General features: G+C 66.2%; 12 protein-coding genes and 1 tRNA gene. 8 read left to right on the forward strand and 5 right to left on the reverse strand.

Annotated features, from left to right (window positions below; all coding sequences use genetic code 11):
- The first annotated feature begins 98 nt into the window (after positions 1 to 98).
- The 5 genes from glgX to VVD47_RS02265 all read left to right on the forward strand — a co-directional run bounded on the left by glgX (position 99) and on the right by VVD47_RS02265 (position 11,412).
- Positions 99 to 2,288, forward strand: coding sequence for a glycogen debranching protein GlgX (gene glgX, locus VVD47_RS02245; RefSeq protein WP_327601768.1), 2,190 nt, complete (start codon positions 99 to 101; stop codon positions 2,286 to 2,288).
- The gene (gene treZ, locus VVD47_RS02250) at positions 2,285 to 4,132 is read left to right on the forward strand and encodes a malto-oligosyltrehalose trehalohydrolase (RefSeq protein ID WP_327601769.1); all 1,848 of its coding nucleotides are present in this window, start codon (positions 2,285 to 2,287) and stop codon (positions 4,130 to 4,132) included. The genes glgX and treZ overlap by 4 nt, the downstream gene beginning before the upstream one ends.
- The gene (locus tag VVD47_RS02255; protein ID WP_327601770.1) at positions 4,129 to 9,315 is read left to right on the forward strand and encodes a malto-oligosyltrehalose synthase; all 5,187 of its coding nucleotides are present in this window, start codon (positions 4,129 to 4,131) and stop codon (positions 9,313 to 9,315) included. Before treZ ends, VVD47_RS02255 begins: the two co-directional genes overlap by 4 nt.
- Entirely contained in the window at positions 9,312 to 10,892 is a 1,581-nt protein-coding gene (gene glgA / locus VVD47_RS02260; RefSeq protein ID WP_327601771.1) for a glycogen synthase GlgA, read from the forward strand. Before VVD47_RS02255 ends, glgA begins: the two co-directional genes overlap by 4 nt.
- Before the next feature lie 85 nt (positions 10,893 to 10,977).
- Positions 10,978 to 11,412 carry a DUF3224 domain-containing protein gene (locus tag VVD47_RS02265; RefSeq protein WP_327601772.1) on the forward strand — a complete coding sequence of 145 codons (435 nt, stop codon included), beginning with the start codon at positions 10,978 to 10,980 and terminating at the stop codon, positions 11,410 to 11,412.
- A gap of 115 nt (positions 11,413 to 11,527) precedes the next feature.
- Here the strand turns inward: VVD47_RS02265 and glgP are convergent, their stop codons facing one another.
- From glgP to VVD47_RS02285, 4 genes are all read right to left on the reverse strand, one after another.
- Positions 11,528 to 14,080 carry an alpha-glucan family phosphorylase gene (glgP, locus tag VVD47_RS02270; protein ID WP_327601773.1) on the reverse strand — a complete coding sequence of 851 codons (2,553 nt, stop codon included), beginning with the start codon at positions 14,078 to 14,080 and terminating at the stop codon, positions 11,528 to 11,530.
- A gap of 203 nt (positions 14,081 to 14,283) precedes the next feature.
- Entirely contained in the window at positions 14,284 to 16,695 is a 2,412-nt protein-coding gene (locus VVD47_RS02275) for a two-component system response regulator (RefSeq protein ID WP_327601774.1), read from the reverse strand.
- A gap of 499 nt (positions 16,696 to 17,194) precedes the next feature.
- A tRNA-Ser gene (locus tag VVD47_RS02280) sits at positions 17,195 to 17,284 on the reverse strand.
- A gap of 65 nt (positions 17,285 to 17,349) precedes the next feature.
- Positions 17,350 to 18,021, reverse strand: a complete 672-nt coding sequence (locus tag VVD47_RS02285; protein WP_327601775.1) for a Crp/Fnr family transcriptional regulator — start codon at positions 18,019 to 18,021, stop codon at positions 17,350 to 17,352.
- 211 nt (positions 18,022 to 18,232) lie between these two features.
- Here VVD47_RS02285 and trxB point away from each other — a divergent pair, with 211 nt between their 5' ends.
- Together trxB and VVD47_RS02295 are read left to right on the forward strand one after the other, a co-directional pair.
- On the forward strand, positions 18,233 to 19,192 hold the full coding sequence (gene trxB / locus VVD47_RS02290; protein WP_327601776.1) for a thioredoxin-disulfide reductase: 960 nt from the start codon (positions 18,233 to 18,235) through the stop codon (positions 19,190 to 19,192).
- A 26-nt stretch (positions 19,193 to 19,218) separates the two neighbouring features.
- Entirely contained in the window at positions 19,219 to 20,082 is an 864-nt protein-coding gene (locus VVD47_RS02295) for a Smr/MutS family protein (RefSeq protein WP_327601777.1), read from the forward strand.
- Between the two features lie 36 nt (positions 20,083 to 20,118).
- Here the strand turns inward: VVD47_RS02295 and VVD47_RS02300 are convergent, their stop codons facing one another.
- Positions 20,119 to 21,375: an N-acyl amino acid synthase FeeM domain-containing protein gene (locus tag VVD47_RS02300; RefSeq protein ID WP_327601778.1), complete on the reverse strand. Its 1,257-nt coding sequence runs from the start codon at positions 21,373 to 21,375 to the stop codon at positions 20,119 to 20,121.
- 501 nt (positions 21,376 to 21,876) lie between these two features.
- Here VVD47_RS02300 and VVD47_RS02305 point away from each other — a divergent pair.
- Complete coding sequence (locus VVD47_RS02305; protein WP_327601779.1) at positions 21,877 to 23,103, forward strand: alginate lyase family protein; 1,227 nt, start codon at positions 21,877 to 21,879, stop codon at positions 23,101 to 23,103.
- The last annotated feature ends 51 nt before the right edge of the window (positions 23,104 to 23,154 follow it).

Consider the following 23,154-nt stretch of genomic DNA (forward strand, 5'->3'; position numbering starts at 1 on the left):
ACGGTATTCCAGAGGAGGAGGCCGAGGTGCCACCGCCACAGCGTGAGGCTGCGGCAGTGGCCGGTCTTGACGCGCCTGTCGCGCGCCGACACACAAGGATGAAAATGGACGCAACCACTACAAGCGGCGCTGTGAACGATCCGCACGCCGTCATCGACAAGCATGCATCGATCGCCGCGCAGAGCGTCTGGCGCGGTACCCCCTATCCGCTGGGCGCCACCTGGGACGGCATGGGGGTGAACTTCGCCCTGTTCTCCCAGCATGCCCAGAAAGTCGAGCTGTGTCTGTTCAACCACGATGGTCGGCGCGAACTGAGCCGCATCGAGATGATCGAGCGCACCAACTTCGTGTGGCACTGCTACCTGCCCGGCATCCGTCCCGGTCAGCTCTACGGCTACCGCGTGCACGGCCCCTACGAGCCGGAGAACGGCCATCGCTTCAACCCCAACAAGCTATTGCTGGATCCGTACGCCCGCGCCATCGTCGGCCGCCTGCGCTGGAGCGACGCGCATTTCGGCTACCGCGTCGGCAGCAAGCGCGAGGACCTGTCCTTCGACCAGCGGGATTCCGCTTCCGGCATGCCGAAGTGCCAGGTCGTCGACAGCGCCTTTTCCTGGGGTGACGACAGGCCGCCGCGCACGCCCTGGCAGGACACGGTGATCTACGAGACCCACGTCAAGGGCTTCACGCAACTGCACCCCGGCATTCCCGAACACCTGCGCGGCACCTACGCCGGGCTGGCCTCGCCGGCAGCGATCGCCCACTTCAAGCGCCTGGGCATCACGGCTGTCGAACTTCTGCCGGTGCACCACTTCATCGATGACAAGCGGCTGGTGCAGGAGAACCTGCGCAACTACTGGGGCTACAACAGCCTCGGCTTCTTCGCGCCGGACATGCGCTACAGCGCTACCGGCGACATCAACGAATTCAAGTCCATGGTGCGCACGCTGCACGCCGCCGGGCTGGAGGTCATCCTCGACGTGGTCTACAACCACACCGCGGAAGGCAACCAGATGGGGCCGACGCTGAGCTTCCGCGGCATCGACAACGCTACCTACTACCGCCTCGGCGGCGAAGGCAAGCGGCACTATATCGACTACACCGGCACCGGCAATACGCTGCACACGCGCAACCCGGTGGTGCTGCAGCTGATTGCCGACAGCCTGCGCTACTGGGTGACGGAGATGCACGTCGACGGCTTCCGCTTTGACCTGGCCAGCACGCTGGCCCGCGAGGAGGCTGCCTACGACTTCTACAGCGGCTTCCTGGACATCATGCGGCAGGACCCGGTGCTCAACTGCGTGAAGCTGATCGCCGAGCCCTGGGACATCGGCGAAGGCGGCTACCAGGTGGGCGGCTTTCCCCCCGGCTGGTCGGAGTGGAACGGCAAATACCGCGACGACCTGCGCTCCTACTGGAAGGGCGATGGCGGCGTGATCGGCGAGGTGGCGTATCGGCTTTCCGGCTCCAGCGACATCTATACCTACTCGGGTCGCGGTCCGACTGCGAGCGTCAATTTCATCACCGCCCACGACGGCTTCACGCTGAACGACCTGGTCAGCTACAACGACAAGCACAACGAGGCCAACCACGAGGACAACCGCGACGGCGAATCCCACAATCGCAGCTGGAACTGCGGCGCCGAGGGTCCCACCGACGATCCGCAGATCAACGCGCTGCGCGCGCGCCAGGCACGCAACATGATGGCCACCCTGCTGCTGTCGCAAGGCGTGCCGATGATCCTGTCCGGCGACGAGATGCGACGCACCCAGGGCGGCAATAACAATGCCTACTGCCAGGACAGCGAGATCAGCTGGCAGGACTGGAATCTCGGCGAAGAGCAGCAGCAGATGATCGACTTCACGGCCGAGGTCATCCGCCTGCGCAACGCCCATCCGCTGTTCCGCCGCCGTACCTTCTTCCGCGGCATCGAGGTGCATGAAGGCAACAAGGACATCACCTGGCTGTCGCCCGACGGCCACGAGATGACCGATGCCGAATGGAGCCAGACCTTCGCACGCTGCATCGGCGTGTTCCTGTCCGGCAAGGGCCTCGCCGAGCACGGCGAATGGGGCCAGCCGATCGAGGATGACGACCTCGTGTTGCTGCTCAATGCCCACCACGAGGAGATCCTGTTCACCCTGCCCGGCAACGGCGGCGCGAAGTGGGACCTGCTGCTCGACACGCGTGACGCACTGACGCCGGCCGGTCAGGAGTTCGACGCCGGCAGCCGCTATACCCTCCTCGGCCGTTCGCTGGCCCTGTTGCGCATGCGGAGGCAGGAATGAGGTTTCGCCACGACGGGCCCTTCGGCGTCCAGCTCCTGCCCCAGGGCGCAGGCGCTGACTTCCGCCTGTGGGCGCCTGCCGCGGCGCGTGTCGAACTCCTGCGCTGGCGTGGCGATGCCGTCGAACCGACGGCACGCGAGCTGGTCCCCCAGCACGTCGGCTGGCACATGCTGCACGACGAGCATGCGCGGGCCGGGGACCGCTATGCCTACCGCATCACCGGGCAGGACGGCGAGCAGGTACAGGTGCCGGACCCGGCATCCCGCTACAGCCCGCAGGGTGTGCACGAACCTTCGGTGATCCTGGACCCCGAGGCCTTCCGCTGGTCGAACGAAGAGCTGGAATGGAAGGGCCGCCCCTGGTACGAGGCCGCCATCTACGAACTGCACGTCGGCTGCTTTACGCCCGAGGGCACTTTCGCGGCGCTGGAAAAGCGCCTGCCCTGGCTGGCTGAGCTGGGCATCACCGCCATCGAGCTGATGCCGCTGGCGGACTGTCCCGGCCAGTTCGGCTGGGGCTATGACGGCGTGCAGCACTACGCGCCGAAGGCCGCCTACGGCACGCCCGACGAACTGAAGCAGCTCGTGCAGAGCGCTCACCGGCTGGGGCTGATGGTCTTCCTGGACGTGGTGTACAACCACTTCGGGCCCGAAGGTAACTACCTGCACACCCATGCGCCGCAGTTCTTCACCACCCGCCACCAGACGCCCTGGGGCGTCGGCCTGGCCTTCGATGGCGAGTACGGCCGCATGGTGCGCGACTACTTCCTGCACAACGCCCTGTACTGGCTGAAGGAGTACCGCTTCGACGGCCTGCGCTTCGACGCGGTGGACCAGATCCACGATCATTCCCAGCGCCACTTCCTCCATGAACTCGCGGCCACCCTGCGCAGCAGCGTCGGGCGCGAGCGGGAAATCCACCTGGTGCTGGAGAACGGTGGCAACGAGGCCGGCCGGCTGGGTCCGCCGCGCGCGCCGGAGCGTTTCGATGCGCAATGGAACGACGATTTCCACAACGCCATGCACGTGCTGCTGACCGGCGAGACGCACCACTACTACATGAACTTCGCGCAGCGCCCCATCGAGCACCTGGCGCGCTGCCTGACCGAGGGCTTCGCCTTCCAGGGCGAGTCCTACGAGACCTGGGGGCGTCCGCGCGGCAGCCGCAGTACCGACCTGCCGCCCAGCGCCTTCATCAACTTCATCCAGAACCACGACCAGATCGGCAACCGTGCCTTTGGCGACCGCCTGACCTCCATGTGCCCGCCGCAAGCGATCCGCGCCGCCACGGCACTGTTGCTGCTGTCACCGATGCCGCCCATGCTGTTCATGGGCGAAGAGATCGGCTCGCGCGCGCCGTTCCAGTATTTCTGCGACTTCAAAGAAGAGTTGTGCCAGGCCATCCGTGGCGGCCGGCAGCGGGAGTTCGGCATCGGCCTGCGTGGCGAGAAGCTGCCCGACCCCTGCGATCCGGCCACCGTCCAGGCCTCGAAGGTGGACTGGGCGCTGGAGGGGCCGGAAGCTTCCGTGGAACAGCGCGAATGGCTGTCCTTCTACCGCAACCTGCTGCACCTTCGCCAACGCGAGATCGTGCCGCTGCTGCCGCGCATGAAGACCGGCAGCCACCTGCGCCGCGTGGTCGGCGACTGCGCGCTGGAAGTCGTATGGTCGATGGAAGATGGCGGCAGCCTGGTGATGCAGGCCAACCTGTGCGATGCCGGTCTCAGCATTCCCCTGCCCGCCGTGGGTCGCGAGCTGTTCCGCACCGGCGGCATGCAGGATGAACACCTCGAAGCCTGGTCGGTACGATGCTTCGTCGCCGACCCCAAGGGAGATGGCCAATGAGCGAGGACGCCCTCGATCGTCTGTGCGAATACATCGGTATTGCGACCAGCTACACCGACGCCTTCGGTGAGCACATACGTGCCAGCGCCGCGACCAAGCGCAGCCTGGCGATCGCGATGGGTTTCGCCGCGCAGGACGAAACAGCTGCCCACGACACGCTGCTACGGCTGCAGCAGGAAGATGCCGCGCGCATGCTGCCGCCCGTCATGGTGGTGCGCGAAGGTCAGGGCGTGGAGGTACAGCTGCGCCCCGGCCCCGAACTGGGCAACGTGCTGCTGGCCTGGCGGCTGATCTGCGAGGACGGCCAGGAATTCCGCGGCATCCTGTCGGCGATGCCGGCCGGCGCCGCACAGGTGACGATCCCCTTGCAACTGTCCAGCCAGTTGCCGCTGGGCTATCACGACCTCACCGTGTCCGAGGCCACCGGCGCCATGCGCGTGTTGGGCCGCATGCGCCTGGTGATCTGCCCGCACGCCTGCCACACCCCGGCGCAACTCGCCGCGGGTGGCCGCGTGTGGGGGCCGGTGGTGCAGGTGTATGCCCTGCGCTCCTCGGACAACTGGGGCGTTGGCGACTACAGCGACCTGCGCCGCCTCATGGAAGTGACCGCGGCGCAAGGCGCCCAGTTCATGGGGCTGAGCCCGACCCACGCCCTCTTCCCCCACGAGGCGGAGCGCGCCAGTCCCTACAGCCCCTCCTCGCGCACCTGGCTCAACGTGTTGTACCTGGGCATCGAGGCGATCGCCGACTTCGCCGAACACGCAGCACTGCGCGCCCGCGTCGCGACGCCGGAATTCCAGGAGCGCCTGGCAGCCCTGCGTGCCACGGAGCTGGTGGACTACGCAGCCGTCGGCGCGCTCAAGTTCGAAGCGCTGGAAGCGCTGTACGCCCACTTCCGCCAGCAGCACCTGCTGCGTGGCACGCGGCGTGGCCGGCAGTTCCGCGAATTCCAGCGCGAGGGTGGCGCCAGCCTGCGCCTGCACGCGCTCTTCGAGGCACTGCAGGCACATTTCTTCGCGCAGGACCCTCACGTATGGGGCTGGACCACCTGGCCGGAAGCCTATCGCGACAGCAAGGCAGCGGCGGTGCGCAGGTTCGCGCGGGATCACGAAGAGCGCGTGGAGTTCTTCGAGTACCTGCAGTGGCAGGCCGACCTCCAGTTGCGCGGCCTGTGCCAGCGCGCAGAGTCGCTGGGCATGCAGCTGGGCCTCTACCGTGATCTCGCGGTCGGCGTGAACCAGGGTGGTTCGGAAACCTGGATGCAGCCCGCGCTGTTCGCGCTGAAGGCGAGCGTCGGCGCGCCGCCGGAAGAATTCAACCTGACCGGACAGGACTGGGGGCTGCCCCCGCAGGTGCCGCGCCGCCTGCGCGATGCGGCTTACGAACCTTTCGTCGAGGTGCTGCGCGCCAACATGCGCAACGCCGGCGCCCTGCGGCTGGACCACGTCATGGGCCTGATGCGCCTGTACTGGGTGCCCGCCGGCAGCAGCGCCACCGAAGGCACCTACGTGGCCTACCCGCTGCACGACCTGCTGGGCATCGTCGCGCTGGAGAGCGTGCGCCAGCAGTGCCTGATCATCGGGGAAGACCTCGGCACCGTGGCCGACGAGATGCGCCACGCCATGGCGTCGCAGGCCATGCTGTCGTACAAGCCCTTCTACTTCGAACGCGGCTGGGAGGGGCGCTTCAAGCCGCCGGCGGAGTGGACGCCGCATGCACTGGTGGCGGTCAGCACCCACGACCTGCCGACGCTGCGCAGCTTCTGGAACGGCTTCGACCTGGAGCTGCGCACCAAGCTCGAACTCTTCCCGACCGAATCGCTGCGCGAACGCCAGATCCAGGGCCGTGCCGACGACCGCTGGCGCCTGCTCGAAGCCTTGACCCGCGAGGGGCTGCTGCCCGAGGGGCTCAGCCCTGACCCGCGTGAAACGCCGGAGGCCACCACCGGGCTGGTCCGCGCCATCCACCAGTACCTGGCACGCACGCCGTCGCGCCTGATGGGTGTCCAGCTGGAAGACGTCTTCGGCCAGCTCGAACAGGTCAACGTTCCCAGCACCAGCGAGGACCGCTACCCGAACTGGCGCCGCAAGCTGCCGCTGTCGCTCGACGATGCGCGGGCCGACGGCCGCCTGGCCGCGCTGTCCCGCGCCATCGAATCGGAGCGCCCGCTCCTGCCGCGCGATGCCCCCACGGCGGAACCCGTGCCGCCGCTGGACAGCGCCATCATCCCGCGCGCCACCTATCGCCTGCAGTTCCACAAGGACTTCCGCTTCCAGGACGCGACGGCCATCGTGCCCTACCTCGCCAGGCTGGGCGTGAGCCACGTGTATGCCTCGCCTTACCTGCAGTCGCGTCCCGGCAGCACGCACGGCTACGACATCGTCAATCACGACACCATCAATCCGGAGATCGGCAGCGAGGAAGACTTCGATGCCTTCTGCGACGTGCTGCGCGAGCATGGCATGCAGCAGGTGCTGGATTTCGTGCCCAACCACATGGGCGTGATGGGGGCCGACAACGCCTGGTGGCAGGATGTGCTGGAACACGGCGAGGCCTCGGAATCCGCCCAGACCTTCGACATCGACTGGAGTCCGCCCGACCCCGACATGCAGGGCCGGTTGCTGGTGCCGGTGCTGGGTGACCACTACGGCGTGGTGCTGGAAAGCGGCGAGCTGCGTCCGGTCTTCGACCTGGAGCGTGGCGAGTTCCGCATCGAGTACCACGGCAACCAGTTTCCGGTCGATCCGCGCGAATATCCACGTGTCCTCGAAGCACTGCAGTCACAACAGGTCTTCGAGGGGGAACACGCCAGCAACCTGGAGGCCTTCCGCGCCCTGCTCGCGGACTTCGCCGCCCTGCCCCCGCGTGATGCGACGCAGGTCGTCAAGCGGCGCGAAGCGGCCGACGCCTGCAAGCAGCGGCTGTCGGCGCTGTGCAAGGCATCTGACTGGGTGCACCAGCTGGTGCGCCAGTGCGCGCAGAGCCTTGCCGGCCGCGTCGGCGATCCGCACAGCTTCGACGCGTTGGACAGCCTGATCCGCGTGCAGGCCTGGCGACTCGCCCACTGGCGTGCCGCTGCGGACGACATCAACTACCGCCGCTTCTTCGACATCAACAACCTGGCCGCCCTGCGCATGGAGAGCGAGTCGGTGTTCGAGGCCACTCATGCCACCGTGCTGCGCTGGCTGGAGGAAGGTCGCGTCGCCGGCCTGCGCCTGGACCACCCCGACGGCCTGTTCGACCCGCAGGGCTACTACCGCCGCCTGCAGGAGCGATACACCGAACGCCGCCATGCCGCGCAGCCTGACGAGCCCCGTCGTGCGCTCTACGTGCTGGTGGAGAAGATCCTCGCCGACTATGAGCGTCTGCCCGCGCAATGGGACGTGCATGGCAGTACCGGCTACGACTTCACGAACCTGGTGAACGGCCTTTTCGTCGACACCGACAACGAGTCGCGCTTCGACCGCATCTACGCCGCCTTCAGCGGCGAGAAGCTCGACTACGACGAGGTGCTCTACCGCAGCAAGCTGCTGATCATGATGAACGCCCTGGCCAGCGAGCTGAACATGCTGACCCACCGGCTGCATCGCATCGCCAAGGCCGACCGCCGCACCTGCGACTTCACCCACAACCGGCTGCGCCGCACGCTGATGCAGGTGACCGCCTGCTTCCCCGTGTACCGCACCTACATCGGCGAGGCCGGCGTGCGCAGCGAGGACCGACGCTACCTCGCCTGGGCAATTGCCGCCGCGCGCCGCCGCAGCCCGTCGGAAGACGACAGCGTGCTGGACTTCGTGCACGACATCCTGCTGGGCGCGGGCGGCGACCCGCACCCGGCCGGGCGCGAGGCGATCCTGCGCTTCATCGGCGCCTTCCAGCAGTTCACCTCGCCGGTCACCGCCAAGGGCATGGAGGACACGGCCTTCTATCGCTACAACCGCCTGGTGTCGCTCAACGAGGTGGGCGGCGATCCGCGCAACTTCGGCATCTCGGTCAACGCCTTCCACGCCGCCAACCAGCATCGCGCGCGCTTCGCGCCGTACACGATGCTGGCCACCTCCACCCACGACACCAAGCGTGGCGAGGACGTGCGTGCGCGCATCGACGTGCTGTCGGAAACGCCCGGCCACTGGCGGCTGGCCCTGCGGCGCTGGAGCCACTCGAATGACCGCCTGCGCGCACGCACCGACGGCGAACTGGCGCCTTCGCGCAACGACGAGTACCTGCTGTATCAGACCCTGCTCGGCTCGTGGCCGTCCGGCGAAGGTGGCCGCAACACCCTGGACCAGGCGGCGCTGGACGCCTATCGCGAACGCATCCACGCCTACATGCTGAAGGCGACCCGTGAGGCGAAGGCACGCACCAGCTGGGCACGACCGGACGAGGAGTACGAGCGCGCACTGGCCCATTTCATCGACGGCCTGCTGGGCAGCCCGGAACGCAACGCCTTCCTGGCCGACTTCCTGCCGCTGCAGCAGCGCGTGGCGGAATTCGGCTACTACAACAGCCTGGCGATGACGCTGCTGAAGCTGACCGTGCCCGGCGTGCCCGACATCTACCAGGGCTGCGAGCACTGGAACTTCAGCCTCGTCGATCCGGACAACCGCCGACCGGTGGACCACGATGCCCTGCAGACGCAACTGGGCGCCCTGCAAGGCAGCCATGCCGGGGCGGGTACGCTTGCCGCCGGGCTGATGGACAGCGTCGAGGATGGCCGCGTCAAGCTGCACATGGTGGCCGAAGTGCTCGGCCTGCGCCGCCGCCTGCCGCAGTTGTTCGAACGCGGGCGCTACCTGTCGGTCGGCGTGCAGGGGCCGGCCGCCGCGCACCTCGTGGCCTTCGCGCGCTACCTGCCGGACCGCAACGGGGAACGCAATGGCGAACAGCTGGTGGTGGTGCTGGTGCCGCGCCTGCTGCACACCCTTGCCGGCGGCGACATCACGGCACTGCGCGACGCGGGCCTGTGGGCCGGCAGCTTCGCCGTGATGCCCGAGACACTCGATACCCAGCGCTTCCGCGAACTGTTCAGCCAGCGGGAACTGTCCTTCGACGCGCGCCTGCGCCTGCCGCTCGACAGCGTGTTCGCTGCCCCTCATTCCGTCTTCCCCTTTGCCGTGCTCGTGGCCGATCATCTGGCAGACACGGAACAACCCCAGCAACAAGAGCGCGACGCCCGTCCATGAAGACACCCAAGCTGAGAATCCTGTTCGCAACACCCGAGTGCGCGCCGTGGATCAAGACCGGCGGCCTGGGGGACGTCAGCGCCGCCCTGCCCCATGCCCTCGCGGAGCTGGGGCACGAAGTCAGGGTGCTGATGCCCTTCTACTCATCCGTGAAGCCAAAGGTGCGTGGTGCCCGCCTGCTTGCCGAGCTGCCACAGGATGGCGCCATGCCGGCCTGCAGCCTGCTGGTGGCGAAGATGCCGAACGGGGTGACGGCCTGGCTGATCGATTGTCCGGACCTGTTCGAGCGTGACGGCACGCCCTACCAGAATCCCCGCTACCAGGACCACAGCGACAACCACCTGCGCTTCGGCCTGCTGTCGCGCGTCGCCGCGGTGCTGGCCAGCGGCGCCAGCCCGGTCAAGTGGCGGCCGCACGTCCTGCACTGCAATGACTGGCCGACCGGCCTCGGCCCCGCCTACCTGAAGCTGGGCCTGCCGGACCCGGCCGCCTCGGTGATGACCATCCACAACATCGCCTTCCAGGGCATCTACCCGATGCACCTGGCGGACGCCCTGATGCTGCCGCCGGAAAGCCGCCAGATGGAAGGCATCGAATACTGGGGCCAGATGTCCTTCCTGAAGGCCGGGCTCTACTATGCCGACGCCATTACCGCGGTGAGCCCGACCTATGCCCGCGAAGTGCAGGGAGAGGAGCTGGGCTTCGGCATGCAGGGCCTGATGCGCGCGCGTGCCGACCGCCTCACCGGCATCCTCAACGGCATCGACACCAACGAGTGGGACCCGGCGAACGACAGCTACCTGACCCAGCGCTACAGCGTGAACGACCTGGCCGGCAAGGCCGCCAACCGCAAGGCGCTGCGCCTGCGCATGGGCCTGCGCGAAAGCAACGAGATGGTGCTGGGCATGGCCTGCCGGCTGACGGCGCAGAAAGGCGTCGACCTGGTGATCGAGACAGCAGACCGCCTCATGTCGCTGCCGGTGCAACTGGCGATCCTCGGTTCCGGCGACATCGGCTACGAGCGCGAGCTGCAGGCGCTGGTGGCCCGTCATCCGGGTCGCATCAGCGCGCACCTGGGCTTCAGCGAATCGCTCGCCCACGTCATCGAGTCGGGCTCGGACGCGTTCCTCATGCCGTCGCGCTTCGAACCCTGCGGGCTCAACCAGATGTACAGCCAGCGCTACGGCACGCCGCCCATCGTCAATGCCACCGGCGGCCTCGCCGACTCGGTGATCGACTTCGACCCCGCTGCCAGCAAGGGGGACGCCACCGGCTTCAGGCTGGCCCATGCGACCGCGGCGGGCCTGTACGACGCCGTGGTGCGCGCCGTGGATGCGTTCGGCCAGCCGGCGGTGTGGGCACAGCTCCAGCGCAATGGCATGCAGGTGGATTTCGGCTGGCAGCGCAGCGCCGCCAGCTATGTCGAGGTGTATCGCAAGGCGATCGGGCTGGAGGCCGCGGACACGACTGCCGTGGCCGAACCGGCAGTGCCCGCGCCCGCCCTGCCTGCCCCGACCACCGCAAAAGCGCCGGCGCTGAAGCGACGCGGCAGGAGCCCGGATGTGAACGTCGCCTGAACAGGTTTGCAGCACCCGGAGACCCGATTGCTGCCGTCGGGTCTTCGCGAGGAAATCCGCGGACACGGCAGCGAAGGAGTCGATCATGCAGCAACAGGAAGCCACCAGCATCTTCCAGGTCGCCAGCTGGGAAGAGAGCCCCTTCGGCGAAGCCGATTGCCCCGCGCGCCTGGCGCGCGTGCAGGCCACCCACATCTACCAAGGTGACTTCAGCGGCGAAGGGCACGCGGAATACCTGATCGCCTACAAGCCGGACGGCACCGCGAGCTTCGTCGGCATCGAGCACATCACCGGCGAGATGGGCAACCGCTCCGGCAGTTTCGTCATTGAGCACATCGGCAGCTTCGTCGGTGAGCGCGCCTGCAGCAAGTGGGTGATCCTCACCGGCTCCGGCAGCGGCCAGCTCGCCAGCCTCAGCGGCGACGGCAGCTCCCTGGCCGGCGACGGCAAGCCCGCCACCGCCACGATGCGCTATGAGCTGCGCATCGACCCGATGGTGTCACTCGCACTCGCGAGCTGAGAGCCGCGGGAGCAACGACAAAGAAAACGGGACGCCCTGGAGCGTCCCGCCTGCTGCTGGTATCGACTGATTCGCTACGGCCTGCGACGCGGGCCGTGGCGCTACACCCGTCTGCTCACAGCCACTTCATGAGACCGGTTTCCATCGGATGGCTGAGCAGTTCGTGCTGCGGATAGATCCGCACGCGCATCTCCAGCTTTCCACACAGTTCCGGCGCCAGGCTCAGCTCGTAGAGCTGTTCGCCGCCTTCGTTGGTGCCCGTGGGTGACAGGGCATAGGCGGTGGAGGTGGCGACGGTCTCGCCGAGGCCGCGGGACAGGATGAGCTCCAGCTTCACGTCTTCCGGCTGCAGGCCGTTCAGGCTGGCAGCGACGCTGACCGTCACCGCGTCGCCGAAACCGATGCGACGCTGCGGCGCCGCGAGCAGGCGCAGCCCCACGCCGCCCCACGCTTGGCGCACCTTAGTCTTCCACTCCGCGAGTTGCTTCGCGCCGCGGAACTGGTCGTCGCTGAGACGGCGGCCCTGCTTGATGCCGGACAGGTAGAACTTGCTGACGTACTCGTCGACCATGCGCGCCGAAGAGAACGTGGGCAACAAGGTACGGATGGAGGACTTGGCCATCTTCACCCAGTCGGGTGAGTAGCCCTGTGCGTTTGCCCTGAAGAAGGTGGGCACCACCTGGTCCTGGATCAGCTCGTAGAGCGTTTCCGATTCCTCGCGGTCGCGCTTTTCAGGGTCCATACTCTCCGGCGAGGGCACCACCGCCCAGCCGTTGCCCGGCTCGTAGCCTTCGCCCCACCAGCCGTCGAGCACCGAAAGGTTGAGCACGCCGTTCATGGCGGCCTTCATCCCCGAGGTGCCGGAGGCTTCCAGCGGGTAGATGGGGTTGTTCAGCCACACGTCGGAGCCGCTGACCAGCCGGCGCGCCAGGCGCAGGTCATAGCCTTCCACCAGCAGCACGTGGCCGAGGAACTCCGGCAGCTGCGAGATGCGGTAGATCTCGCGGATGAACTCCTGTCCGGGCAGGTCGGCCGGGTGTGCCTTGCCTGAGAAGATGAAGAGCACCGGGCGTTCCGGGTTCGACACCAGCTCATGCAGGCGCTTGAGGTCGGAGAACAGCAGGGTGCCGCGCTTGTAGGTCGCGAAGCGGCGCGCGAAGCCGATGACCAGCGCCCGCGGATTGGTCGGGTCGGCCAGCCGCAGCATGCGTTCGATGTGCGAATCGCTGACCTGGTTGCGACGGCACTGGACGGTGACGCGATGACGCACCAGGTGCATCAGCTGCACCTTGAGGTCCTGGCGGATGCTCCAGAAGAAGTGATCCGGAATCTCGTCGATCTTTGCCCAGGTTTCCTTGTCGTAGATCCGTTGCTGCCAGCCGAACCCGAGGTAGCGATCGAACACTTCGTACCATTGCGGTGCGAGGAAGGTCGGCACATGCACACCATTGGTGACATAGCTGACGGGGTTTTCCTTCACCGGCACTTCCGGCCAGAACTGCTGCAGGATCTCCGCCGACACATCACCGTGGATGCGCGAGACGCCATTCTGGAAACGCGAGCCACGCACTGCCAGCGCCGTCATGTTGAAGTCGTTCTGGCCGGCGGTGGCGCCGAGGTCCACCAGCCTGTGCATGTCCACACCCATCTCCGACATGTAGGGCGTGAAGTAGTGGGCCATCATCGTCAGGTCGAAGTGGTCGTGCCCCGCCGGGACCGGCGTGTGGGTGGTGAACACCGTATTGCCGGCCACCGCTTCCAGCGCGGTCTCGAAATCCAGGCCTGCCTTGATGAGTGCACGCATGCGCTCCAGCACCAGGAAGGCGGCGTGGCCTTCGTTGATGTGCCACACCGCGGGCTTGATGCCCAACGCGGCCAGGGCGCGGGCTCCGGCGATGCCGAGCACCATTTCCTGCTCGATGCGCGTGCTGCGATCACCGCCGTACAGGCGATGGGCGATGGCACGGTCGTGGTCGCTGTTTTCCGGCAGGTCGGTGTCCAGCAGGAAAAGCCGGATGCGGCCGGCCCGCGCCAGCCAGACCTTGACCCGCACCTGTCGCTCGGCCAGCAGGACGCTGACCACCAGCGGCGCGCCGGTGGCGTCCAGCACGGGGTCGACCGGCAGGTCCTCGAAATCAGAGTTGTTGTAGTTGGCGTGCTGGATGCCGTCCTTGTCCAGCTGCTGGCTGAAGTAGCCCTGGCGGTACAGCAGGCCGATGGCCACGAAAGGCAGGTTCGCGTCGCTCGCCGCCTTGCAGTGGTCGCCGGCGAGGATGCCGAGGCCGCCGGAATAGATCGGCAGGCTGGCGTGGAAGCCGAACTCGGCACAGAAGTATGCGATGACGTCCTCGCTGCCAAGCTGCGCAGCGGCGCCGTGACGACGGTCGTCCTGGTGGTAGAGGTCGTATGCGCTCAGCACCCGGTAGAGGCTGTTGAGGTACATCGAATCTTCGGCCGCGGCGTCCAGCCGGCTTTCGTCCACGCGCTTCAGCATGGCGCGCGGGCTGTGGCCCACCGCATTCCACAGCGCCGGGTGCAGCCGGGAGAAAAGGCTTCTCGTCGGCCTGTCCCAGCTGTACCAGAGATTTCCTGCCAGTTCCCTCAACCTGCCAAGGGAGGCAGGCAATTCGGGATTCACTTCCACATGCAGCACGCTAGCGTTGACCATTTTTCTGCAGCTCCCCGTGGCGCGCATTCGCGCCGTGACGCATATCGTCCCAGTTGCGCCGGACGATCTTCCGGCGCCTGCAAATACTGTCTTTCTTCCTTAGCCCCGCACTCCGACCTCAGTCACCCCGAACAGAATGTCTCATAAGTTTCCTCATCAGTTGCACCAGTTGCGTTCAGTTGCGATCCGCCCGCTCAATGGCCTCAGTTACGCAGGCCTTCAGCGAGCGTCCCGGCGCCTTCCCAATCCGCCAGGCTGACCGCCGGACTGAAGTAATGGCCCTGGGCTTCGTTGCAACCCAGACGTAACAATTGCCGCCGCTGGGCTTCGGTTTCGATCCCGGTGGCGCCCATGCGAAGACCGAGCGCGCCGGCCAGGGAGGTCAGCGCACGCACGATCTCCACATCACTAGCATTTTCCTTGCCCAGTCCGGAGACGAAGGCGCGGCCGATCTTGATGCGGTCGATCGGCAGGTGTTTGAGCATGGCCAGCGATGACATTCCCGAGCCGAAATCATCCAGCACGATGGAGAAACCCTCGTTGCGCAGGCGTGTCAGCGCGGTGCCGGCCAGATCGGTGGCATACAACAGCCCCTCGCTGACCTCCAGGTCCACCTTGGCTGCCTCCACGCCATGATCCTCCAGCACGCTGAGCAATTCCTGCGCGAAGCTGGTGCTTGCGACCTGGCTGGCGGACAGATTGAGTGCAAGCCGGTGGGACTTCTTGCGCACTTTCTGCCAGCGGGCGAACTCCTGGACGGCCTTGTTCATCACGCAGCGGCCCATCTGGTCCATCAGCCCGCTCTGCTCGGCGATCGGGATGAAGCGCTCCGGCGGTATCTCGCCCAGTTCGTCCAGCGTCAAGCGCGCCAGCGCCTCCCAGCCACTGACCCGGCCGTCATACAGCGACACGATGGGCTGGAACAGCACGCCGATCATGCCGTCCTCCATGCAGTGCCGGATGCCCTCCTCCACCAGCTTGCGCTGGTTCAGTTCCTCGCGCATGTCGGAAGAGAAAAACGCGTATCCGCCGGCATCGCGCTGCTTGGCCTCGTACATGGCCATGTCCGCCGCGCGGATCAGTGCGTCACGCGTGACGCCGTGTTCCGGCGCGATGGCCACGCCGGCACTGGCGCGCGGGCACACCTCGGTGTCACCGATGCGCACCGGCTGCGAGATCACGTTGAGCAGCTTCTCCGCCAGCGCCTGGCAGTCCGCCATGCCGGCAGGCGCCGACACCATGACCACGAACTCGTCTCCTCCCAGCCGGATGGCGCGGTCTCGGGAGCGCAGCACACCCTGTATGCGTCGGGCGATCGCCACCAGCAACTGGTCGCCGGCGCTATGGCCCATGGTGTCGTTGATGCCCTTGAAGTCGTCGAGATCGAGGAACAGCAGGCCGAGCCGGGTGTCGCCCTGCTCGCCCGACAGGAAGGCATCCAGTTCGCGCTCCATCGACAGGCGGTTTCCCAGGCCCGTCAGCGCGTCGTGATAGGCCATGTAGTCGAGTTGCTGGCGCGCCTCGTGCAGCGCCGTCGTGTCGGAGAAGGCGATCACGTAGTGCTGCACTTCGCCACGCATGCCGCGCACCAGCGCGACGTGCACCCAGGCGATGAACACCGATCCGTCCGCGCGCAGGCAGGCGTTCTCGCCGTGCCACTGGTCGTTCTCGAAGGCTTCCAGCGGCGGGCAGAAGGCATCCGACTCGCGACGCGCATGCACCAGGGTTTCCAGCGGCGCGCCGATGATGTTGTCCAGCGCGTAGCCGGTCATCGACAGGAAGGCCGGATTCGCCGTGACGACCTTGCGGTCGTGCGACAGCATGACGATTGCCTCGGCCGCGGTATCGAAGACGACGCGCGAGGTGCGCAGCGCCTGTTCCTTCTCGATCTGCGCGGTGATGTCGCGCACCGCGCCGGTCACGATGGAACTGCCACGACGCACCGCCGGCAGGCGCGCGAACACCTCCACCCAGCGCGGCTGCTCGACGCCGGCGACCCGGTAGATACCGCTCAGGTCGCGGCCTTCGCGCATGGCTTCGGTGATCGCGGCGGGGTCCAGCGTCGGCACGTCGTCGTCCACCGGATCGGGCTGCGGCGGCGCCGTACGGTCCAGCGCCAGCAAGGCGCGGGAGCGCTCGTCCGCCACCAGCGACTGTTCTGCGGCGTTCCACTCCCACACGCCGAGGTCGACCGCGTCCAGCGCCAGCTCCAGCCGGCGCCTGTGGGTCTCCGCCTCGATTTCCGCGCGGCGACGCGCCAGCGCCAGGCGGATGGCGATGCGCACGTCGAGGAAGCGGAAAGGTTTGGCGACGAAGCCATAGGGCTGGGTGGCCTCGGCACGCTCCAGCGAGGCTTCGTCGAACTGGCCGGTCATGAAGATGACGGGCGGCCCTGCGGACTCGTGCAGGCGTCGCGCGACGGAGATGCCGTCGATCCGCCCACCCAGCATGACGTCCATCAGGATGACGTCGGGCCGATGCTGTTCGACTGCCTGCTCGACGTCTTCGCCCTTGTCCACCCACGCCGGGACGAGGTAGTCATTGGACTCCAGCCACATGCGCAGCGGTCCGGCGATGGCGGGGTCGTCTTCGACGATCAGTATGCGGGGGAGCATCGGCATGCAGGCGAAGACATGCCGAAACCGCGCTCGCGCACGCTGACGACCTGGTGGGGATTAGGCGAAAAGACGTGGAGGAGCGAAGTGGCGTATCGGGAGCGCCGCGATCCAGGCGAATACATGCCGACGGCACTGTCTCGTCCGGTCGGGGGAGAGGCCGGCTGACGCGCATCTGAACAGCATGTATGCCTCATGGAGGATCGCAGCGCTCCCAATACAGGGTTCGAGGCCGGGGGAACCACGAACCGGGGCCGATGCCCTGCAAACCAGGGCACCGACGAGCATCGCGCGACCGGGGAAAGTCAGCGTGCGTCGTCAGGACGATTCTTTCGCTGCACCCCAGCATCGGGGTGTAGGAATAGTCCGATTCGGGGGAGGGAAAACGGCGCAGATGACCAGTGGCTGCGGCTGCGCGTCAGACAAGGGGGCGTGGGAATCGTCGGAAAAAAGTGGCGCCGGAAAAACAAAACGCCCCGGAAGGGGCGTTGTTGTCGGCTGGCGGAGAGGGAGGGATTCGAACCCTCGGTAGGCTTGCACCTACGCCTGATTTCGAGTCAGGTACATTCAACCACTCTGCCACCTCTCCGCGACAGGGGGCGGATTATAGCCAGCAGTGCGGCAAATTCCTAGCCCGGCGTATGTGCGCCTGCATCAAACTTCGTGGATCTGGTCACGCAGGATCACGCCGCCGTCCGTTTCCTCGATCAGGCCACGGATCTGCAGGTCCTTCATGACCCGCGACACCATCTCCCGCGAGGCGCCGATCATCTTGGCGATGTCCTGCTTGGAGATCTTCTTCTTCACGATGGTCACGCCGTCGGCCTCTTCCGCCATGTCCAGCAACAGGCGGGCCACGCGGCCATACACGTCCATCAACGCCAGGCTTTCGATCTTGCGATCGGCCTCGCGCAGGCGATGGCTCAGGTGGCTCATGATGCGCAGGCAGACGTCGAAGTTGTCCTGCAGGATGCGGCGGAAATCCGCCTGGGCAATCTGCACCAGGTCGGCCGACGCAATCGCCGTGACCGTCGCGGAACGCGGCGCCTCATCCACCACGCCCATCTCGCCGAACACGTCGCCCTGTCCGATCATGGTCAGGATCACCTCGCGGCCATCCTCGTCGCTGACCGTGACCTTCAGGTTTCCGTTGAGTACGAAATAGATGAAATCGGTGCTGTCACCCGCCAGCACCACGGCAGTCCCGCGCGACACGCGGCGCATGACTGCGACCCGCGATACGGACTCGAGGCGCTCCGGCGCGATGCCCTGGAAAACCGGCAGGGTTCTCAGGGCTGTGACGGATACGGTGTTGCCGCTGGCCATGATGTGTTGTCTCCGAATTAGAACTTTTGGGGTAGAGGGTAGCCTGCTGAATTGCTTGCGCAAGTATATCCACGAAGTGATCGGCCGCTGCATCCGGTTCTTGAGTGATGGCTGTCAAGCTATCGGCGTGATGACCCTTTCCGGCACCCTGCCCGGGCGGTAGCCGGGGAGTCGCCGGCTATAATCCGCACGACCAATCTGGAGGAATTTCATGAGCAGCGCCACACAACACCACTCCCTGATCATCCTGGGTTCGGGTCCGGCCGGTTATTCCGCTGCCGTGTACGCCGCGCGCGCCAACCTGAAGCCGGTGCTGATCACCGGCCTTGCCCAGGGCGGACAACTCATGACGACCACCGAGGTGGACAACTGGCCTGCCGACGCGGACGGCGTGATGGGGCCGGACCTGATGGCCCGCTTCGAGAAGCACGCCACGCGGTTCAACACCCAGATGATCTTCGATCACATCCACACGACGAAGCTGACCGAGCGCCCCTTCACGCTGATCGGCGACTCCGGCACATACACCTGCGACGCGCTGATCATCGCCACCGGTGCCACGGCCAAGTACCTGGGCCTGCCTTCCGAAGAACAGTTCGCCGGACGCGGCGTGTCGGCCTGCGCAACCTGCGACGGCTTCTTCTACCGCAACCAGGAAGTTGCCGTGGTGGGCGGTGGCAATACGGCGGTCGAGGAAGCGCTGTACCTCGCCAACATCGCCAGCAAGGTGACCCTGGTGCACCGTCGCGACAGGTTCCGCGCCGAAGCCATCATGGTCGACAAGCTGATGGCCCGCGTGGCGGAAGGCAAGATCGCGCTGGAGCTGAACTCGACGCTGGAGGAAGTGCTCGGCGACGGCACGGGCGTGACCGGCATGCGCATCAACAGCCTCAAGTCCGGTTCGTCCAAGGACGTGGCGCTGAAGGGCGTGTTCATCGCCATCGGCCACAAGCCGAACACCGACATCTTCAAGGGCCAGCTGGAGATGGACGACACCGGCTACCTCATCACCTTCGGCGGCCGCGAAGGCAACGCCACGCAGACCAGCATCCCGGGCGTGTTCGCCGCCGGCGACGTGCAGGACCACGTGTATCGCCAGGCCGTCACCTCGGCCGGTACGGGCTGCATGGCCGCACTGGATGCCGAGCGCTACCTCGACAGCCTGAAGTAGTCCTCCAGCCAGCGCGAGCGACGCCCATGGCCCGTGAGAAGGCCTCCCTGGAAGCCTTGCGTGCGCTGCAACCGCAGCTGCGCAAGGCGGGCGTTGCCCGGCCGACGTCGAAAGACGTCCGCGACGGCGCAGGCCCCCAGCCCTCGACCAGCATGGAGCCTGCGAACTGGCAGGCTGGCGCCACGCCGCTGCCTTCCGACAACCGCGTCGAGTTGCGCCCGCCGCCTCCCCCGCCCGTTCCGCGTCCGCGCACGGCCGATCCCGAAGCGTCGGCATCGGATGACACCGGAGCCGTCCCGGCGGTGGACAACAGCCTCGACCTGCCCTCGCACTGGTTCGCCGCGGATCGCGATCTGCCCACGACACCGGAACAGCAAGCACTGCGCCAGGCATTGGCCGGGGTCCGGCCGATCCACCACGATCGCGTCGAGCTCGACCTGCCCAAGCCGCGGCCTCACCCGCGCCAGAGCGAACTGGACGAGCGCGAAGCGCTGGCGGAATCCATCTACGCTCCGACACCCCTCGAACTGCGGCTGGAAGGCGGCGACGAGCTGGCCTACCTGCGCGAGGGAATGGGACGTCAGACCCTGCGCGATCTGCGGCGCGGCCGCTGGGTGATCCAGGACGCGGTGGACCTGCATGGCTGCAACCGGGACGAGGCACGCGAACTGCTGGCCGCGTTCATGGGACATTGCCGCAAGCAGAACACCCGCTGCGTGCGCATCATCCATGGCAAGGGCCTGGGCTCACCGGGCAAGGAGCCGGTGCTGAAAGGCCTCGTGGCGGGCTGGTTGATGAACTACGACGACGTCCTGGCCTACTGTCAGGCGCGGGTGCATGACGGCGGTGCCGGCGCGCTCATCGTGCTGCTGCGCCACCACCCGAACTAGGAAATCCGTCCACCGGCCCTCACCCGGCCGGCTGCATCACGCCCGCAGGAAGCGGGTGGCTTCCGCAAGGTCGCCGTGCGTGCGGGCCTTGCGCAGGACGTTGACGAACTTCTGCCAGGTCTTGTCCTCGCCGTAGATCTTGAAGACGAAGGTGTGCTCGTCCGAGCGGCCGCGCCGCAGCACCTCCACCTGCAGGCGGCAGTGGTCCACTTCGCCGAGATCCACTTCGATCACACCCTTCATGCCGGCCTGCAGTTGTGCGTCGGTGCGCACCCGGAAGCCGGTCATCGAGCACTCGATGACCTTCATGGCGAAGCGCTGCTGCTCGCCATCGACATCCACCGAGAATTCGGCCGGACACATCACCGAGAAGCGGCGGTGCTGGCGCTTCTTGAGCTCGGTACGCTCACCCAGTGGCTGCGGCGGAAGGTAGGCGCGATACGCGGGCAGGTCGTAGATCGCGTGCAGCAGCATCTTCTCGCGGTCGCTGATGCGACTGAAGACGCGGGTCCGCATGTTGAAGAAGTGGTTGATCAGCGACGGCGTCATCACCGGGTCGTTGGTGGTGAAGAAGCGCTTGTCGGGAAACTCGATGTTCGGGATCTTCAGGCCGGTGAAGTAGTGATACAGATTCTTCTCCGGCGGCCGATGCGCGTAATGCTTGCGGTAGATCTCCGGCGCGTGGGCCAGGTCGAGGTGTGCACCGACGGCGGGCGCGCCATTGACGAAGTCATAGTGCTCCACCGGATTCGGCCGCAGCCGCTTGAAGAACAGCAGCGACTCGTACAGACCGATGTGGCGGGGATTCACCGCGATCACCAGGTGACGGGTATCGAAATACCTCACCGCGTACTCATGCATGAACTTCATGAGTGGAAACAGGATGGCGCCACCAGTCGCCTGGAAACGCCGGTCGACCGCCAGCGCGGAAACCTCCGCAATGTTGCCGCCGACGCGGCGGATGGCGGTGATGTCGAAAATCTTCTGCAGCGGAAAACCGAGCACGCTCTCGCGGATCAGCGATACCGTTCCCACCACGCGGTCATCGAACTTCGCCAGCAAGGTCGAAGTCGTCGGCAGCGCGTGATACACCGTGACGCGCAGGCCGGAAGTGTCCGGCTGCATGAAGCCCGCGGCCACGTAGGCATCGTGCAGCAGGCGGAAACAGGCCTCGAGTTCTTCCTCCGTCTCCGCCAGTTTGAACGTGAGACGTGGCGAAGGCTGCTGGTCGCAACGCACCATGTTGCGATAGACAGCAGAACGCGCCCGCCGTGGCAGTAATGCACCTGCCATGCGGACAAACTGTCGCCCCCATCCCCCCAATTTTCTTTTCACGCGTGATCCGTTTCCAGCGAGTGCCGCAGATTACCCCGGACTGGCGAGGATTGCAGCGCCCCGCTTCGCGATGGCGTCACACACGGGATGCACGGAAAAGATCGCCGCAGAAATGAAAGAAAGCACTCCAGCCATTTCCGCTTTTTCCCGGACGAATTGCAGAGCGGAAGCTTGTCATGCAGCAGGGCGTCCACAATGCAGGCTGTCAGGCAGCCATGGTCTGTCTACGCTGTCTCGGTGTGACAGCGTGGCAGCCTGGAGCGGAAGATCGGCTTCCGACCACTGCGGGTTATCCCGTGGAGCACTAAAGAAAACGTTTTACCTCCCGTTGATCCGGGCTGTAGCATGCGTGCCCGACCTACGCATGACCGGGCATCGTTGCCCCTTGACTGGTCACGGGAGACTGAAGGAATGGTTCGTTTTTTTCGCAATGCTTGTCTTGCCGGCGCAGGCAGTCTGATGGCCCTCGCTTCCACCTCTTTGCTCGCAGCCCCGCCTGCCACCATCACGATGGATGGCGCCTACCTCGAGATTGCCAAGCAACGCGCGGGCAGCGACGCGAGCTTGAAGCCGGCCTTCGACAAGCTGGTGCAGGATGCCACCGCCCTGCTTCCGCTTGCGCCCGAGGCGGTGACCCGCAAGAACATGACACCGCCGTCCGGCGACAAGCGCGACTACATGAGCCTCGCGCCGTACTGGTGGCCGGACCCGAACAAGCCGAACGGCCTGCCCTACGTGCAGCGCGACGGCGAGTTCAATCCCTCGTCGAAGAACGACGACACTGATTCGGTACGCATGCAGGTCATGTGCATGGGCACCAACACGCTGGCGATGGCTTACTTCTTCACCGGCGACGCCAAGTACGCGAAGAAGACGGCCGACTTCATCCGCACCTGGTTCCTCGACCCGCAGACCCGCATGAACCCGCACCTCAAGTACGGACAGGCCGTCATGGGACGCGTGGAGGGACGTGGTATCGGCCTGATCGACACCCGTAACTTCTGGATGGTGATCGACGCGGTGGCGTTGATCGAACCCAGCGGCGAGCTGAAGCCGGCGGAAGTGGCCGAGCTGAAGAAGTGGTTCCGGGAGTTCACCGAGTGGATGCTGACCAGCGACATCGGCATCGACGAGTTCAACGCCTTCAACAACCACGGCACCTTCTATGACATGCAGGTCGCCAACTACGCGCTGTTCTACGGCGACACCGACACCGCGAAGCGCGCGGTCGAGCGCACGGTGGACCTGCGCATCGCCTCGCAGATCTCGCTGGAAGGAAAGCAGTACGCCGAACTGGAGCGCACCACGCCCTTCCACTACAGCGCCTTCAACCTGGACGCGATGACCAACGTGGCGCGCTACGGCGAGCTGCTGAAGGTCAGCACCTGGAAGGCCCGCGAGAAGACCCGCGGCCTGCGCAACGGCATCAATTACCTGGTGCCCTTCGTGCTGAAGCCCGAGACCTGGCCGTACAAGGAACTCAAGCGCATGGAAGTGGAACTCGCGCTGCCGCTGATGCTGAAGGCCGAACGCGCCTACGGCGGTGGTGGCTACGCGAAGGCAGCTGCCGCGATTCCGGAGACCAAGCTGGAAACGCAGGAGTACATCGCGCTCTACAACGCCATCAAGCTGCCACACCCGACCACGACGAACTCGCTGGATAGACTGGCCTGGCCGGTGAAGTAACCGACGCACAGCAACACGGACGGCCTGCGCTGCCGGCATGAAAAAAGGCGA

The sequence above is a fragment of the Uliginosibacterium sp. H1 genome (assembly GCF_036017065.1).
Classification (GTDB): domain Bacteria; phylum Pseudomonadota; class Gammaproteobacteria; order Burkholderiales; family Rhodocyclaceae; genus Uliginosibacterium.

Excerpts from the sequence above, each read along its gene's own strand:
- VVD47_RS02285 (WP_327601775.1), bottom strand. The coding sequence starts at position 18,021 with ATGGCCAGCGGCAACACCGTATCCGTCACAGCCCTGAGAACCCTGCCG.
- VVD47_RS02255 (WP_327601770.1), top strand. The coding sequence starts at position 4,129 with ATGAGCGAGGACGCCCTCGATCGTCTGTGCGAATACATCGGTATTGCG.
- VVD47_RS02275 (WP_327601774.1), bottom strand. The coding sequence starts at position 16,695 with ATGCTCCCCCGCATACTGATCGTCGAAGACGACCCCGCCATCGCCGGA.
- glgA (WP_327601771.1), top strand. The coding sequence starts at position 9,312 with ATGAAGACACCCAAGCTGAGAATCCTGTTCGCAACACCCGAGTGCGCG.
- VVD47_RS02265 (WP_327601772.1), top strand. The coding sequence starts at position 10,978 with ATGCAGCAACAGGAAGCCACCAGCATCTTCCAGGTCGCCAGCTGGGAA.
- VVD47_RS02300 (WP_327601778.1), bottom strand. The coding sequence starts at position 21,375 with ATGGCAGGTGCATTACTGCCACGGCGGGCGCGTTCTGCTGTCTATCGC.
- VVD47_RS02295 (WP_327601777.1), top strand. The coding sequence starts at position 19,219 with ATGGCCCGTGAGAAGGCCTCCCTGGAAGCCTTGCGTGCGCTGCAACCG.
- glgP (WP_327601773.1), bottom strand. The coding sequence starts at position 14,080 with ATGGTCAACGCTAGCGTGCTGCATGTGGAAGTGAATCCCGAATTGCCT.
- treZ (WP_327601769.1), top strand. The coding sequence starts at position 2,285 with ATGAGGTTTCGCCACGACGGGCCCTTCGGCGTCCAGCTCCTGCCCCAG.
- trxB (WP_327601776.1), top strand. The coding sequence starts at position 18,233 with ATGAGCAGCGCCACACAACACCACTCCCTGATCATCCTGGGTTCGGGT.
- VVD47_RS02305 (WP_327601779.1), top strand. The coding sequence starts at position 21,877 with ATGGCCCTCGCTTCCACCTCTTTGCTCGCAGCCCCGCCTGCCACCATC.
- glgX (WP_327601768.1), top strand. The coding sequence starts at position 99 with ATGAAAATGGACGCAACCACTACAAGCGGCGCTGTGAACGATCCGCAC.